Annotated in this window: 13 protein-coding genes and 1 pseudogene; 7 read left to right on the top strand and 7 right to left on the bottom strand. The window is 64.2% G+C overall.

Going from position 1 to position 14,945, the window contains the following annotated elements; genetic code table 11:
* Nucleotides 1-106: 106 nt before the first annotated feature.
* Nucleotides 107-1,555 (top strand): annotated as a pseudogene (locus tag C7H84_RS28540) (dihydroxyacetone kinase family protein); the annotation flags it as partial.
* A 27-nt stretch (nt 1,556-1,582) separates the two neighbouring features.
* On the opposite strand, the gene C7H84_RS28535 reads toward C7H84_RS28540, so the two are convergent.
* On the bottom strand, nt 1,583-1,870 hold the full coding sequence (locus C7H84_RS28535; protein ID WP_121861927.1) for a DUF1330 domain-containing protein: 288 nt from the start codon (nt 1,868-1,870) through the stop codon (nt 1,583-1,585).
* 265 nt (nt 1,871-2,135) lie between these two features.
* Here C7H84_RS28535 and C7H84_RS28530 point away from each other — a divergent pair, with 265 nt between their 5' ends.
* Nucleotides 2,136-3,518, top strand: coding sequence for an MFS transporter (locus tag C7H84_RS28530; RefSeq protein WP_121861926.1), 1,383 nt, complete (start codon nt 2,136-2,138; stop codon nt 3,516-3,518).
* Nucleotides 3,519-3,758: 240 nt separating this feature from the next.
* Here the strand turns inward: C7H84_RS28530 and C7H84_RS28525 are convergent, their stop codons facing one another.
* Entirely contained in the window at nt 3,759-4,049 is a 291-nt protein-coding gene (locus C7H84_RS28525) for a muconolactone Delta-isomerase family protein (protein ID WP_121861925.1), read from the bottom strand.
* A 408-nt stretch (nt 4,050-4,457) separates the two neighbouring features.
* On the opposite strand from C7H84_RS28525, the gene C7H84_RS28520 reads away from it, so the two are divergent.
* Both C7H84_RS28520 and C7H84_RS28515 read left to right on the top strand, forming a co-directional pair.
* Nucleotides 4,458-5,084 carry an isochorismatase family cysteine hydrolase gene (locus C7H84_RS28520; protein ID WP_121861924.1) on the top strand — a complete coding sequence of 209 codons (627 nt, stop codon included), beginning with the start codon at nt 4,458-4,460 and terminating at the stop codon, nt 5,082-5,084.
* A gap of 144 nt (nt 5,085-5,228) precedes the next feature.
* Nucleotides 5,229-6,410 carry an MFS transporter gene (locus C7H84_RS28515; protein WP_121861923.1) on the top strand — a complete coding sequence of 394 codons (1,182 nt, stop codon included), beginning with the start codon at nt 5,229-5,231 and terminating at the stop codon, nt 6,408-6,410.
* A gap of 119 nt (nt 6,411-6,529) precedes the next feature.
* On the opposite strand, the gene C7H84_RS28510 is transcribed toward C7H84_RS28515, so the two are convergent.
* Entirely contained in the window at nt 6,530-7,081 is a 552-nt protein-coding gene (locus C7H84_RS28510) for a helix-turn-helix domain-containing protein (RefSeq protein ID WP_240462119.1), read from the bottom strand.
* A 220-nt stretch (nt 7,082-7,301) separates the two neighbouring features.
* Here C7H84_RS28510 and C7H84_RS28505 point away from each other — a divergent pair, with 220 nt between their 5' ends.
* Nucleotides 7,302-7,925 (top strand): isochorismatase family cysteine hydrolase, encoded by a 624-nt coding sequence (locus C7H84_RS28505; protein WP_121861921.1) that lies wholly within the window; start codon nt 7,302-7,304, stop codon nt 7,923-7,925.
* Between the two features lie 109 nt (nt 7,926-8,034).
* Here the strand turns inward: C7H84_RS28505 and C7H84_RS28500 are convergent, their stop codons facing one another.
* On the bottom strand, nt 8,035-8,943 hold the full coding sequence (locus tag C7H84_RS28500) for a LysR family transcriptional regulator (protein ID WP_121861920.1): 909 nt from the start codon (nt 8,941-8,943) through the stop codon (nt 8,035-8,037).
* 94 nt (nt 8,944-9,037) lie between these two features.
* Here C7H84_RS28500 and glaH point away from each other — a divergent pair, with 94 nt between their 5' ends.
* Together glaH and C7H84_RS28490 are read left to right on the top strand one after the other, a co-directional pair.
* Nucleotides 9,038-9,970, top strand: coding sequence for a glutarate dioxygenase GlaH (gene glaH, locus C7H84_RS28495; RefSeq protein ID WP_121861919.1), 933 nt, complete (start codon nt 9,038-9,040; stop codon nt 9,968-9,970).
* A 91-nt stretch (nt 9,971-10,061) separates the two neighbouring features.
* On the top strand, nt 10,062-11,300 hold the full coding sequence (locus C7H84_RS28490; protein WP_240462118.1) for an alpha-hydroxy acid oxidase: 1,239 nt from the start codon (nt 10,062-10,064) through the stop codon (nt 11,298-11,300).
* Between the two features lie 148 nt (nt 11,301-11,448).
* On the opposite strand, the gene C7H84_RS28485 is transcribed toward C7H84_RS28490, so the two are convergent.
* From C7H84_RS28485 to C7H84_RS28475, 3 genes are all read right to left on the bottom strand, one after another.
* Nucleotides 11,449-12,843 carry an aspartate aminotransferase family protein gene (locus C7H84_RS28485; RefSeq protein ID WP_121861918.1) on the bottom strand — a complete coding sequence of 465 codons (1,395 nt, stop codon included), beginning with the start codon at nt 12,841-12,843 and terminating at the stop codon, nt 11,449-11,451.
* Nucleotides 12,844-12,862: 19 nt separating this feature from the next.
* A complete protein-coding gene (locus C7H84_RS28480) occupies nt 12,863-14,341 on the bottom strand; it encodes an NAD-dependent succinate-semialdehyde dehydrogenase (RefSeq protein WP_121861917.1) in 1,479 nt (492 codons plus the stop codon).
* A gap of 124 nt (nt 14,342-14,465) precedes the next feature.
* Nucleotides 14,466-14,936: an Lrp/AsnC family transcriptional regulator gene (locus C7H84_RS28475; RefSeq protein WP_121861916.1), complete on the bottom strand. Its 471-nt coding sequence runs from the start codon at nt 14,934-14,936 to the stop codon at nt 14,466-14,468.
* Between the last annotated feature and the right edge of the window lie 9 nt (nt 14,937-14,945).

Here is a 14,945-nt window from a genome sequence, read left to right as displayed (position 1 = left end):
CGGTTCGTAAATGGTGCTGCGTCGCACCATGTTTTATCCCGTTACCGCAGACTTTGTTGCACTCGAACGGCGGTTCTTACGTTCCTGCAGACTTTGTTGTACGCCCATACTCGCCGCGATCCGCGCGAGCGCCGGCCCGAACGGCGCGCTGCTCGTCGTGAAAAACTATACCGGCGACCGCCTCAATTTCGGGCTGGCCGCCGAACTCGCGCGCGCCGAAGGCATTCCGGTCGAGACGGTAATCGTCGCCGACGACGTCTCGCTGCGCGGCCGCGTCGAGCGCGGGCAGCGGCGCGGGATCGCGGGCACCGTGCTGATCCACAAGCTGGCCGGCGCGGCCGCCGCGCGCGGGCTGCCGCTCGCCCGCGTCGCGGCCATCGCGCGCGAGGCCGCCGCCGACCTCGGCACGATGGGCGTCGCGCTCGACGGCTGCACGATCCCCGGCGCCGACAAGTCCGGCTTCAGTCTCGGCGATCACGAAATCGAGCTCGGTCTCGGCATCCACGGCGAGAAAGGCGTCGAACGCACCGCGCCGCTGCCGGCCGATGCGCTCGTCGACACGCTGCTGTCGAGCATCGTCGCCGATCTCGTGCTCGATCGCGGCGAGCGCGTCGCGCTGTTCGTCAACGGTCTCGGCGCGACGCCCGACATGGAGCTGGCGATCGTGCTGCGCGCCGCGTTCGACAACCTGAGCCGGCGCGGCATCGCCGTCGTGCGCGCGTGGGCCGGCACGTTCCTGTCCGCGCTGAACATGCCCGGCTGTTCGATCTCGCTGCTGCGGCTGAACGACGAACGCGCCGCGCTGCTCGACGCACCGACGCAGGCGCGTGCGTGGCCGGGCGGCGGCGCCGTCAACACTCAGGTTGGCGTGGCCGCGGCAGCCGCGCCGGATGAACCGCTGCCGCCGCTCGATGCGACGGGCCGCGCGTGGGCTGCCCGCTTGCAGCCGGCGTTGCAGGCGGTCGCGCAGGCGCTGATCGACAACGAAGCGACGCTGACCGAACTCGATACGGCCGCCGGCGACGGCGATCTCGGCGCCAGCATGCAGCGCGCCGCACAGGCGATCCTCGCGTTGCCGGAAGCCGCGTACGGCACGCCGGCCGGTGCGCTCGCCGCGCTGGGCGCAGCGTTGCGCCGCGCGATCGCGGGCAGCTCGGGGCCGTTCTATGCGACCGCGCTGCTGCGCGCGTCGCGGCGGCTCGCCGCCGCGACGGATACCGCCGAACCATCGGCGCGCGACTGGGCCGCGGCGTTGCGCGCTGCGGCGGACGCGATCAGCGAATTGGGCGGCGCACGTGCCGGCGACCGCACGATGCTCGACGCGCTGGTGCCGGCTGCCGATGCGTTCGACCGTGCGCTCGACAACGACCGCGACCATGCGAGCGCGTGGGCCGCAGCGGTGGAAGCCGCGGAACACGGCGCGCAGCAGACGGCCGGCATGACGCCGCGCGCGGGACGGGCGAGCTACCTGGGCGAACGTGCGATCGGCGCGCCGGACGGCGGCGCGGTGGCCGTCGCGTACTGGCTGCGCGCGTTGCTGCCGCACGTGCGGTAGTGCGGTAAACGGCGCGCCCGGCCGCGCTCAGACGCCCTCGACCAGCACCGCGCGATAGCGCGCGCCCTTGAACCGGTGCTGGACGACGGTCTGGTATTCGGGGCCGCGATACCACGCGTGCGCGGCCTCCTTCGACGGGAACTCGACGATCACGACACCCTCCGGGCCTTCACCCTCGAGGATTTCCTGCGGCCCATATGCGGCGAGCACCTTCACCGGATGGCCGGCAAGAGTGGCACCGACCTGGCTCGAGTAGATGTCGAGCTCATGCTGATCCTGCGTGCTTTCCCGGGTGAAAACGATGTAGGTCGCCACGATATGCGCTCCTGATGAATGATGAAAAAAGGGGACGCCACGCGCTGCACCGTCCGATGAATTCTGCGTGGCAGCGCGCAGCTTACAGCCGTTCGTCGACCAGCGCCGCGGCGAGCCGGCGACGGCCGTCGCGAGCCACTCTCCATGGCACGGGAAAACCCCGATCCCCACATCGTCCTATGACATCGGGCGTCGCCAATTGGCGGGATTACTTTGATCCTCGTCGGCGCCCGCCCCGGGCGCATGCTGATAGCGAGGATCCCTCATGCGATACGTGCCATCGTGGACTTCCGTTTCCGCCGCCGCGTCCGTTCCGGACGAGTCGGCTTCCCGCGGCGAAGAGCCGCACAGCCTGCCGCGCGTCGCGATCGCGGCCGCCGCCCTCGGCAATGCGACCGAATGGTTCGATTACGGCATTTACGCGTACGGGCTCGCCTACATTTCCGCGGCGCTGTTTCCCGGCAATACGGCCAGCGCGACTCTGTTCGCTCTCGGCACCTTCGCGATCTCGTTCCTGATTCGCCCGCTCGGCGGGCTGTTCTGGGGCCCGCTCGGCGACCGTCTCGGCCGCAAGCGCGTGCTCGCGCTGACCGTCCTCACGATGTCGGGCGCAACGTTGCTCGTCGGCTTGCTGCCGACCTATGCGAGCGCCGGCTGGCTCGCGCCCGCGGCATTGATCGTGCTGCGCATGATTCAGGGCTTCTCGACCGGCGGCGAGTACGGCGGCGCGGCGACCTTCATCGCCGAATACGCGCCGGACTCGCGACGCGGCCTGTGCGGCAGCTTCCTCGAATTCGCGACGCTCGCCGGCTTCTCGCTCGGCGCGTTGCTGATGCTCGGCTTCGCGCTGCTGCTCGGCGACTCCGCGATGCATGCATGGGGCTGGCGCCTGCCGTTCCTCGTCGCGGCGCCGCTCGGCCTGATCGGTTTCTATCTGCGTTCCCGTCTCGAGGAAACGCCGGTGTTCCGCGAACTCGAGGAACAGGCGCACCGTCGCGAACAGGCCGCGCCGACCGCGCTGCCGATCGGTCAGCTGCTGGTCCGCTATGCGCGTCCGCTGGTGCTGCTCGGCGGGCTCGTCGTCGCGCTGAACGTCGTCAACTACGTGCTGCTCGCGTACATGCCGACCTACATGCACAAGGAACTCGGCGTCAGCGAGAACATGTCGCTGCTGATTCCGCTGATCGGCATGCTCGCGATGATGGTGCTGCTGCCGTTCGCCGGCTGGCTGTCGGATCGCGTCGGCCGCAAGACGATGTGGTGGATCTCGCTCGTCGGGCTGTTCGTCGCGGCCGTGCCGATGTTCACGCTGATGACGCACGGCGTGCTCGGCGCCTTCGTCGGCTTCGCGGTGCTCGGCCTGTTGTACGTGCCGCAATTGGCGACCATTTCCGCGATGTTCCCCGCGATGTTCCCGACGCATGTGCGGTATGCGGGCATGGCGATCGCGTACAACGTGTCGACGTCGCTGTTCGGCGGCACCGCGCCGATCGTCAACGACTGGTTGATCGGCAAGACCGGCAACACGATGATTCCCGCGTATTACATGATGGCGGCGTGCGCGGTCGGTTTGGTCGCGCTGTTGGCGGTGATCGAGACGCGCGGGTGCTCGCTGCGCGGGGAGACTGTGCCGGGGCAGGTGGGTTGACGCATTCGCGACGAATCGCGTCCGGCTTCCCATAAACGGCACCCTTCACATCGCCCGCCTTCCGGCAACGGAGGCGGGCGATGCGCGTTTCGGGCGGTCGGTGTGCGCGGTCGTCGATGATGAGCGCTATCGCGTGCAAATATTGCGAAGCGGCGAACGACAACCCGATGTAGCGCCGCTCTCTGGAGATAGCTCGGGTTAGCGCTGAAGGAACGAGTCTCACAAGCGAGGAACAGTGGCTCAGTGACTACGGGGACCAAAACCCGAATATGAACGCAATTGGCTGATCTGCGGCTGCGCAAGATAGCCAGCCTTGACTAGCGGGAGTTCATCCAGGAGTTGCCTCAGGCCGTCTTCGTCATCTGCTTCTGAAAGCATGCAGGCTCCGCCTTCCGCCCTCAGCCATATCTGCCGAACGATCCCGGAAGCGTAAAGCTGGCGGACAAACTCGGCCTCCGCTTCGATAGCTTCCTTATCAAGCGACATGGATGATGCGTCTTTGCTACGGGAAATCATCACGAGGTATTGCATGTTGCTCTCCTGGGTATGGCCCTGCGATCACGTGGGCGGCTTCGTCCAAAAAATGCGAGCAGCACCGGAACACAGCGCCGGGTGAAATGGATGAGGCCGGTCTATCTCGAGATGCGCCGTCCATGCCAGTGCGATGCGCTGCCTCGATTTTGTTAGTATGTTTTTCATAGTAGCAACATTTTTCCGTGCGCGTAAACCCTTCTTTTTCCCATCGATCGCGTTAAAAAGCCCATCATCCTGACATGGGATTCTCACCAATCTTGACACTATGATTTTCATATATACAATGCCTGATCAGAGAGGCTTCATCCCTGATTGAATCGGTATCGCGAGCCACGCGCATGTCCGGACCAAGGGCAAGCCATGTCAGATCACCGTTTTGGTGCGCGCCACTTCCGGAGAAATGCAATGAGTCACTTCGTCTACGAGGCCAGCTCGACAGCACTACTGTTTGTCGACCCCTACAACGACTTCCTGGCGGAAGAAGGCAAAGTCTGGCCCTTCGTCAAGGCCGTCGCTGAAGAGGTCGGGTTGCTAGCCAACCTGCGACTCATCAACGAAGCCGTCCGCAATGCCGGTATCCAGGTCGTCTACGTACCGCATCGCCGGTGGCAGCCGGGCGACTATCAGTGCTGGCATCATCCGAGCCCGAGCCAGCGCAAGATCATGGACGGTCATCACTTCGCCAAAGGCGAGTGGGGTGGCGAGTGGCACCCCGATTTCGCGCCGCAAAAGGGCGACATCGTGGCACACGAACACTGGGGCTCAAGTGGCTTTGCCAATACGGATCTCGACTTCCAGCTCAAGCAGCATCGCATCACGCATGTGGTGATCGTCGGCCTGCTGGCCAACACCTGCATAGAAGCTACGGCGCGATATGCGACGGAGCTTGGATACCATGTGACGCTCGTGAAGGACGCAACGGCCGCTCTCAAGCGGGAATCGATGCACGCAGCACACGAACTGAACGGGCCAACCTATGCGCACAGTATCGTGAGCACCCGCGAACTCCTTGACGCGTTGCCCAAAGCCTGAGCACGCGTTGCCCTGTAGGTCGTTCGCCTGCATGGCTGGTATCGCCTTCACGATCGATGCCCGCCAGTCCTTCTGGACTCCTACGATGCCGCCAATCCCGCGCAATCCTGCGCAAGTCCGCCCTCTTACCGTAGCAAAGGCACCATGATCTCCCCGCGCCAGGTGTTTCTGATGGCTCTTTGCTGCGCGCTCGCGGTCTCGCCCATCTACTACCACCAGCCGCTGCTGCCGCAAATCGCATCGACATTTGGTGTGCCGTCGGCGCGTGGAAGCCTCATTGCCACGCTCACCCAGCTTGGCTATGCGATGGGCCTGCTGCTCTTTGTCCCGCTCGCCGACGGTATCCAGCCACGCAAACTGGCGTCGCGAGCGATTGTCGCGAACGCGGTGGCGCTGGTCGCCTGCGCAGCGGCACCCTCCTTCTTCGCGCTCGCGCAATGCAGCTTCCTGGTTGGCATGACGTCGATTTCGGCGCAAATCATCATCCCCGCGGTGTCGGGCATGGCGACGCCCGAGACGCGCGGACGCGTGGTCGGTTCCCTGCTGGGCGGGCTCTCCTCCGGTGTCCTGCTGGCACGCACGCTGAGCGGCGGCGTAGGCGCGCTTTGGGGCTGGCGCTCGATATTCGTGATCGCTTCCGCCATCGACATCGGACTTCTATTGGTCATCAGGGAACTGCCTGTGTCGAACTCACTCGCGGCGATCCGCTATCGCGAGTTGATGCACTCGCTCGCTGGCCTCGTCCGCCAGGAGCGGCTGCTTCGCCTCTCCGCGACGCTGGGGTTTCTTGTATTCGCCGCCTTCAGCGCGCTCTGGGCAACGCTCGCGGTGCTGCTCGCACGATCGCCCTACCACTACGGTCCCGCCACGATCGGCGCATTTGGACTAATCGGGCTTGTCGGTCTGTCAGTCTCGGCACAAGTGGGTACCGCCGTCGACCGCATCGGCGCGCGCCGTGTCGCGACCGCGGGTGCGCTCACGGTTTCCATCGCGTTCGCGTTTATCGCAGCGGGCGGACGCAGCCTGACAGGGTTGATCGTCGGGATGATATTGCTGGATCTGGGCAATCGTGCCAGCTTCATTGCCAACCAGGCGCGGATCTATGCGCTGCGCCCCGAAGCCCGCAGCCGCCTGAATACCGTGTACATGGTTTCGTACTTTCTTGGCGGCGCATTCGGTGCGGCACTCGGCGGCGCGGGAGCCCTGCGGGCTGCCTGGCTCGGCCTCGCCGCGATCGGAGCCTCGCTCTCGCTCGCCGCCGTTGTCGTCAATGCTTCAGCAGAATCAAATGACCTTCAAAGCACGGCTCGCGACGAAACCGCGTGACGCGATCTCGACTCGCAGCGTCAATATGCGCGAGCAAGACCTCATGCCCGGAGACGTTCCCTGACGATTTCCTCGAACAGTGCGCAGCCTGGACGATAGCCCGCCGCGCGCCACCTCAATCAATCAGATCGGGCCTTCGCGGCCCGATATGCGTCACGCCGTTTCTCGCGCTCTTTAGCGAACGTTGCACTCAAGGTTGCATCGAGGTCGCGGCGCTCCACATACTCGCCACACGACGGGCAGATATAGTCGAGGCCGACTTCGTGCCCGCACGCACGATGCGTAAACCGCACGGCAACCTCCTCGCCTTTGCTCTTGCACCAGGTCTCGCCCCAGGTGCGTAGCGCCTGGATCACCGGGTAGTACGCCCGGCCTTTCTCCGTTAGACGGTACTCGTAGCGCAGCGGCCTTTCCTGATACGCATGTCGCTCGACCATCCCGTCCGCTTCGAGCGACTTCAGGCGCGTTGCCAGCATCTGGGGCGTCGCCTCGGTCTGAATCTGGATTTCCTCGAATCGCGTTGCGCCCATGTACAGTTCGCGCAGCACGAGCGTCGTCCATTTGTCACCGACAACTTCGGTCGATCGCGCCACCGGACACACCGTGGTCACTCCCTTCTCCCTGCGTCTCATGTCGCCTCCAGCCACGTTCAATGCAACTACGTTTTTCATAGTATCACGGATTTTTCTGCGGCGACGGCCCCCATATCCGGGGCAAAAGTCGCGCTGAATATCCATAACCGAGGCATGGCATTGATACCCGAGTTGAAACTATGAAATTCATATATATACTTCGTTCGTGAGGCATGCGAGCGTCGGACGCCGCGCAGAAATTCCGCACTGCGGGGCCCTGCATTCAATGCCCGCCCCAAATCGCTTCCCGGAGAACATCATGTCGGACCCCGTCTATCACGCCGAACACACTGGCCTTTTGCTGGTCGACCCGTACAACGACTTCCTGTCGCATGGCGGCAAGATCTTTCCGATGATCGAGGCAGTCGCCAACGACGTTCGGCTCCTGGAGAACCTGCGCGCAGCGGTGGGCGCCGCACGCAAAGCCGGCATCCAGGTGTTCTATGTGCCGCATCGTCGCTGGCAGCCGGGCGATTACGAAGACTGGGATCATCCTAACCCGACGCAACTGATCGTCCAGAAGCGCCAGTCTTTCGCAAAGGGGACATGGGGCGGCGACTGGCACCCCGATTTTGTTCCGCAGGGAAACGACGTCGTCATCAACGAGCATTGGGCGCAAAGCGGTTTCGCCAACACGGACCTCGATTTCCAGCTCAAGCAACACAAGATTTCACACGTCATTACGGTTGGCCTCCTCGCCAACACCTGCATCGAATCGACCGCACGATTCGCAATGGAGCTCGGCTATCACGTGACGCTCGTGCGCGACGCGACTGCCGCCTTCTCGCCGGAAATGATGCGAGCCGCCCACGAACTAAACGGCCCCACGTTCGCCCACTCGATCGTCACGACGGCCGAATTGCTCACGGCACTGCCGGCATGAACGCCAGTCGACGCTGGCGGCCTCAAGCGATCAATCCACTAGCAAAACATTCCAAAGGACTCGCACATGATTGCCAGTTGGGGACGTGTGGCGCGGTGCGGTGTCGAGGTCAAGCCTGACTAACCGTGAACAACGCGAGGGATTCCTTCACGAATGCGCGAACCGCGGGTGAGAGCTCCCGCTTCCTGCTTGCCATCGCGAGATGGCATGGATACTCGAAATCCGCGATCGGCCGATAGCAAATCCCCGGCTGTGTGAAGTTGCGCATCGATTCCGGAACGACGACCACGCCGTAGCGAGCCGATGCAAGACTGATCGCGGCGATGAAATCGTGAACGCGATGCTCCAGAAAGGGAACGAAGCCCCCCGCTACGCCCAGCGCGGTCAGTACCTCGCTGAATCCGCCGTCGTCATCGTCGAAGTGCGGGGCAATGAAATGCTGATCTTTCAGGTCGCTGACCGACACGTGCGCGTTCGCCGCCAGTGCGTGGTCTTCGGCCATCGCGACCAAAAGACGTTCGGTCTGCACAATTGTCGCCACGATGCCTGCCGGATGCTGGCGCCAGGGTCTCACGATACCCACGTCGATCTCGCCGCTGGCGAGCGCTTCGAACTGACGCGGGGTCTCCATCGCCACGACCTCGATTCGGACGTCGCCGTGCGTGATCCGAAACTGGCGCAGCATTCTGGACAGCACGCCGCTAGTCACGCCGGACGTTACCGATCCGATCCGGACAACCCCGGCAAGGCCTCTGGCCGCCAGTCGGCCGACCTGATCCGCACGCTCGAAATGCCGCAATGCGGCTATCGCTTCGGCGTGGAACAAACGCCCCGCATCGGTCAGCGTAACGGGCTGTCGCTTGTTCCGGTTCAGGAGGCGAACGCCGATCTCCTGCTCGAGGCGTTGAATCTGGGCACTGAGCGCCGATTGCGCGACATTCAGGCGATCCGCCGCCCTGGCAAAGTGGAGGTCCTCCACGACGGCAACGAAGTACCGCAGCTGACGGGCGTCGATCATTTAATCTCCAAAAGCGACTAAACATTCAAGTATTGCTTCTGGATGATATCAAAGAAGAGGCATTCAATAGAGGCGTGAACAACAGGAGGACAACATGGACACCCTGATCGCCACCCCCGAATCCGTCACGCGCCGGCAGCCGCTTTACCGCCTCTCTGCGCATCCCACCCATCACCGCATCATGCACGTGACCGTTACCCCCGACGCGCTCGCGGGGTTCCTGGCGGACGCGCGAAATATCGACGTTCAGAATCTCGAATACGTCCCGTTCATGCGCCATCATCTTGCCGATCTGCTGGTCGAACGTCTCGGCAACGACTTTGCTGAAATGCTCGTCGAACTGGTCAAGGACCGTCGGCACGGAGGCTTCACCATCGGCCTCGAGGACCTTTCGCAAGAGTCTTCCGACTTCGTGAAGTTCGGTACGGCCATCGGTCATATCCTTGGCCCGAGCAATCACGATGCGATGTCGGGAACGTATTACGCCCGCTTCGTGGTCAAGCACACCGACACCAGCGACTCGTATCTTCGTCAGGCGTACCGGCTGTTCACGATGCACACCGACGGTACGTACGTGAGCGATGCAACGGACTGGCTGTTGATGATGAAATTCGCCGAACGAAACGCGGTCGGCGGCGAATCGCGGTTTCTGCACATCGACGACTGGGACGAGCGCGATCGCTTCGTCAATCACAAGCTCGGAACCCGGCCGTTCCTTTACAAGGGATCCACCTCCAAGAACGTCACCGAACAGATCGAACGGCCGCTGTTTTTTCAGAGCGAATTCGGCCTGTCGATCTCGTTCATCGACCAGTTCGTTCAGCCGTCCAACCGCGAAGAAGCAGCGTTTCTCCGTGCACTCTCGCAGTCGATGGAAGCGTCGGCCGGCACGAAGGAAGTGTCTTTGCCGGTGGGCGGTCTGGTGGTGCTGAACAACTATTTCTACCTCCACGGGCGAGCGCCATTTCAGCCGAACGACGCGCTGTTCCGAGAGTTGATGCGTCAGCGGGGCTCGTTTGCGTATTGATGTCGCCGGCGTCGGCTCTCCGGCGGTGTCCGGTACAACGGCCGCGGAAAGCTGGCGCAGCGATCTGGATGCAACACAGTGAGGCGATGAAATGAAAGACTACGCGGAGCACATGACCGTGCAGGAGACGACGCGCGTCGAGCGGATTGGACAGGCGGCATACGAGGTTAAACAGCATCTCCCCCGACGCCTGCGCCAGATTCTCTCGCTCGCGGACTTCGAGGGAGCGGCACGGCGCGTTCTGCCGCGTCCGCTCTTCGGCTATATTGCCGGCGCGGCGGAGGACGGTATGTCGATCGCGGCGAATCGGGCAGCGTTCGAACGCTTGAAGTTCCGCACGAGGGTGCTTGTCGACGTGTCTCGCCGGTCGCAGCAGACGACGATCTTCAACCACACCTACTCTTCCCCGTTCGGAATCGCACCCGTCGGCATCAGTGCCATTTCGGCATATCGAGGCGATGTCGCGCTGGCCGCGGCCGCCAGGGATGAGAATATCCCTGCAATCATGAGCGGCTCGTCGCTCATTCCGATGGAGACGGTTCATGCCGAGGCACCGGGTACCTGGTTCCAGGCTTACCTGCCCGGCGACGCTGCTCACCGCGATGCCCTGATCGAGCGCGTCAAAGCCGCTGGCTTCTCGACGCTCGTCCTCACCGTCGACATTCCCGTTTGGGCGAACCGCGAAAACAACGTGCGAACGGGCTTCTCGCTGCCGTTGCGTCCGTCGCTGCGTCTCGCGATGGACGGCATCACCCGCCCGCGCTGGCTGCTCGGCACATTCGCCCGGACGCTGATCAATCACGGCATGCCTCACTTCGAGAACTCGTTCGCGACACGAGGGGCGCCAATGCTGTCCGCTTCGGCGATACGTGACACCACTGGACGCGATCACCTGTCATGGTCGGACATTGCAAGAATTCGTCACTGTTGGAGCGGAAATCTGGTCATCAAAGGCATCCTTCACGCAGACGATGCGCTGCGGGCAGTCGCGATTGGCGCGGACGGGATCATCGTGTCGAATCATGGCGGGCGCCAACTGGACGGGGCGGCCGAACCGCTTGCCGTGTTGCCGCGGATTTGCGATGCCGTGGGCGGCAAGACCGTTGTGATGATGGACAGCGGCATCCGGCGAGGGGGGGATGTTCTGAAGGCACTCGCGCTCGGTGCGCAGTTTGTATTCGTAGGCCGCCCGTTCATGTATGCGGCCGCGGTGGGCGGCGTGACGGGCGTCAGACATGCGATCGGCCTTCTCAGGGACGAAGTCGACCGAAACATGGCGATGCTCGGTAAGGTAGCCATTCGCGAGATCGATCGCGACATAGTGGTCTGAACGAAGCGTGCCACCCGGATAGCGTTTGGCCATTCTTCTGTACGAAACCCGCTCGTCAGTAGATTGACACCCAAAACGATACGCCGCCGCACTCCCGTGCGACGGCGTCACGTCACGCGCCTGCGCGCGCATCAGAACCGGACGAAACTCAGGCGACGCTCGAAAGATTCCGCTCCGCGACCTCGTCCACCGCTTCCTTCACGATCCCGACAATCTCGTCCGCCTCTTCACGCGTCATCACGAGCGGCGGCGCGAAACCCAGAATGTCGCCATGCGGCATCGCGCGCGCGATCACGCCGCGCTGCAGCGCCGCGGCCGACACCTGCGCGCCGATCTTCAGCGCCGGGTCGAACGGCGTGCGCGCATCCTTGTCGGCCATGAATTCGAGTGCGGCCAGCATCCCGACGCTGCGCACCTCGCCGACGAGCGGATGCGCGCCGAATGCATCACACAGCTTCGCGCCGAAATACGCGCCCACCTCGGCCGCATTGCCGACGAGGTTCTCGCGCTCGAGGATCGCGAGGTTCGCGAGCGCCGCGGCCGCGCACACCGGGTGACCCGAATACGTCCAGCCGTGCCCCATCGGCCCGTGCTCCTGCGAGCCGCGCGCGATCACGTCCCACACCTTCTCGCCGACGATCACGCCCGACAGCGGCGCATACGCACTCGTCAGCCCCTTCGCGACCGTGATCAGGTCGGGCTGGATGCCGAAGTGCTGCGCACCCATCTTCGAGCCGAGACGCCCGAACCCGCACACGACTTCATCGGAGATCAGCAGGATGTCGTGCTTGCGCAGCACGGCCTGGATCGCGGGCCAGTAACCGACCGGCGGCTCGATGATGCCGCCCGTGCCCATCACCGGTTCCGCGATGAAGGCCGCGATCGTGTCGGCGCCTTCGCGCGCGATCAGCTTCTCGAGTTCGTCGACGCAATACGCGACGAACTGCGCTTCGCTCATGCCGACCGGCGCCTTGCGATACCAGTGCGGACACACCGTGTGCTTCACGCGATCGATCGGCAGGTCGAAATGCTGATGGAAGCTCGGCAGGCCCGTGAGGCTGCCCGTCACGACGCCCGAGCCGTGATAGCCGCGCTCGCGCGAGATGATCTTCTTCTTGTTCGGGCGGCCGAGCACGTTGTTGTAGTACCAGACGATCTTGACCTGCGTCTCGTTCGCGTCGGAACCCGACATCCCGTAGTAGACCTTCTTCATCCCGGCCGGCGCCCAGTCGATGATGCGCGACGACAGCTCGATGATCGCATCCGACGAGTGGCCGACATACGTGTGGTAATACGCGAGCTGCTTCGCCTGCTCGTACATCGCGTCGGCCACTTCGGTGCGGCCGTAGCCGATGTTCACGCAGTAGAGGCCAGCGAACGCGTCGATATAGCGCTTGCCCTGGTGATCCTCGATGCGGATGCCTTCGGCGCCGCGCACGATCTTGCCCGGCAGCGCGCCGGTCTCGTGGTCGTACGCGTGCGTCGACGGGTGCATGAAGTGGGCGCGGTCCTCGCGCAGCAGTGCGTCGATCGATTGTTTCATGATGGCTCCTGTGAATGAGTCAGGCCGACGCCGCGACGGGCAGGCCGAGATTGCCGAGGCAAAAATATTTGGTTTCGGTGAACGGCTCGAACCCTTCGCTGCCGCCTTCGCGCCCGAGGCCCGAGGCCTTCATCCCGCCGAACGGGATCGGCGCACCGGTGAATTTCACGCCGTTGACCGACACCATCGCGAAATCGAGCCGCCGCACGAGCTGGAAGATGGTGTCGATGCGCGTCGCGCACACATACGCGGCGAGCCCGTACTCGGTGTCGTTCGCTCTCTCCACGACCTCGTCGAGCGTGTCGAACGCGCACACCGCCGAAATCGGCGCGAAGTTTTCCTCGTCGTACACGCGCATGCCCGGTGCGGCATCCGCGATCACGGTCGGCTCGTAGAACCAGCCGCCGAGCGCGTGCGGCCGGCCGCCGGCGACGATGCGCGCACCGCGTGCACGTGCATCGTCGACACGTGCCGCCGTCGCATCGAACGCGGCCTGGTGCATCAGCGGGCCGACGTCGACGCCCGGCTCGAACGCGGGTCCCGTCTTCAGTTCGCGCACCGCATTCGCGTAGCGGCCGACGAATGCTTCATACAGCGGACGCGAAACGAAGATCCGGTTCGCCGCGCAGCAGTCCTGCCCGGAGGTCTGGAATTTCGCGCCGACGGCGACCCGCACCGCGTGGTCGAGGTCCGCGTCCTCGGTCACGATGAATGGCGCGTTGCCGCCCAGTTCGAGCGCGATCTTGCGAATGCCTGCCTTAGCGGCGGTTTCGGTGACGAGCCGCCCGACACGCGTCGATCCGGTAAAGCTCACCGCACGCACGCGCGCATCGCCGACCAGCGTTTCCATCGCCATCTGCGGCTCGCCGAGCACGACGTTGAACACGCCGGCCGGGAAGCCGGCCTCGTCGGCGAGCTGCGCGAGCGCGAGCGCCGAGAACGGCGTCTCGTGTGCGGGCTTCACGACCACGCTGCAGCCCACTGCGATCGCGGCGGCCGCCTTGCGTGTAATCATCGCGACCGGGAAATTCCACGGCGTGATCAGCGCCGCGACGCCGACCGGCTCCATCACCGTGCCGAGATGCGCGCCGTCGATATGCGTCGGGATCGTGCGGCCCGCGACGCGTTTCGCCTCGCTCGCGAACCATTCGATGAAGCTGGCCGCATAGCGGATCTCGCCGCGCGATTCGTCAAGCGGCTTGCCCTGCTCGAGCGACAGCAGCGAGGCCAGATCGTCGAGATGCCGCAGGATCAGCGCATGCCAGCGCAGGAGCGCGGCACTGCGGACCGTCTGCGGCGTCCAGCGCCACGTATCGAACGCACGCTGCGCGGCATCGACGGCGCCGACGATCTGCGCGCGCTCGAGCATCGGTACATGGCCGATCACGGCCTGGTCGGCGGGGTTCACGACGGCGACCGTCGCGGCACTGTCGCTGTGGATCCAGCGACCGTCGACATAGCACGTCGACTTGAACAGAACGGGGTGTCCGGGCAACATCCTGCGTCTCCTCGTTTGGGGTGGGCACGAGCTTCATTCTGTCGTGTCGCCGCGTGCGGAATTTTCGGTTTCGGCGCCCGCTTCTTGCGGTTTTTTCCGTATTGCCGCGGGTTCGCGCGAAGTTTCAGAGCCAGTCCGGCGCGCCGCCGGATTCGCACTTCACGACCTTCGTCACGATGTACGTGAAGTAGCGCTCGATGCCGAGGTCCTCCATCAGCAACGCGTCGATGAAGCGCTGGTAGTGGTCGATGTCGCGCGCGACCACATGCAGCACGTAGTCGACGCCGCCGCCCGTCGCATAACACTGCGCGACTTCGGGCGCCGCGCTCACGCGTTCCTCGAAGCGCCGCATGTCGGGCGCGGTATGACGCGACAGCGTCACCTCGACGACGATGCGGCTGCCCGAGAACGCACCGATCCAGTCGACGTCCGCGCGATAGCCGCGGATCACACCGCTTTCCTCGAGCTTGCGCACGCGCTCCCATGCCGGTGAGATCGACAGGTTCACGGCCTCCGCGAGCTTCGACTTCGTGATGCGTCCATCGCGCTCCAGAATGCGCAGGATCGCCAGGTCGTATCGGTCGAGCTTGATCACGGCGCGCGC

It is taken from the genome of Burkholderia sp. Nafp2/4-1b (assembly GCF_003635165.1).
Taxonomy (GTDB): domain Bacteria; phylum Pseudomonadota; class Gammaproteobacteria; order Burkholderiales; family Burkholderiaceae; genus Burkholderia.
The sequence above is the reverse complement of the archived record's forward strand: the minus strand, read 5'-3'. Positions and strand labels throughout refer to the sequence as shown.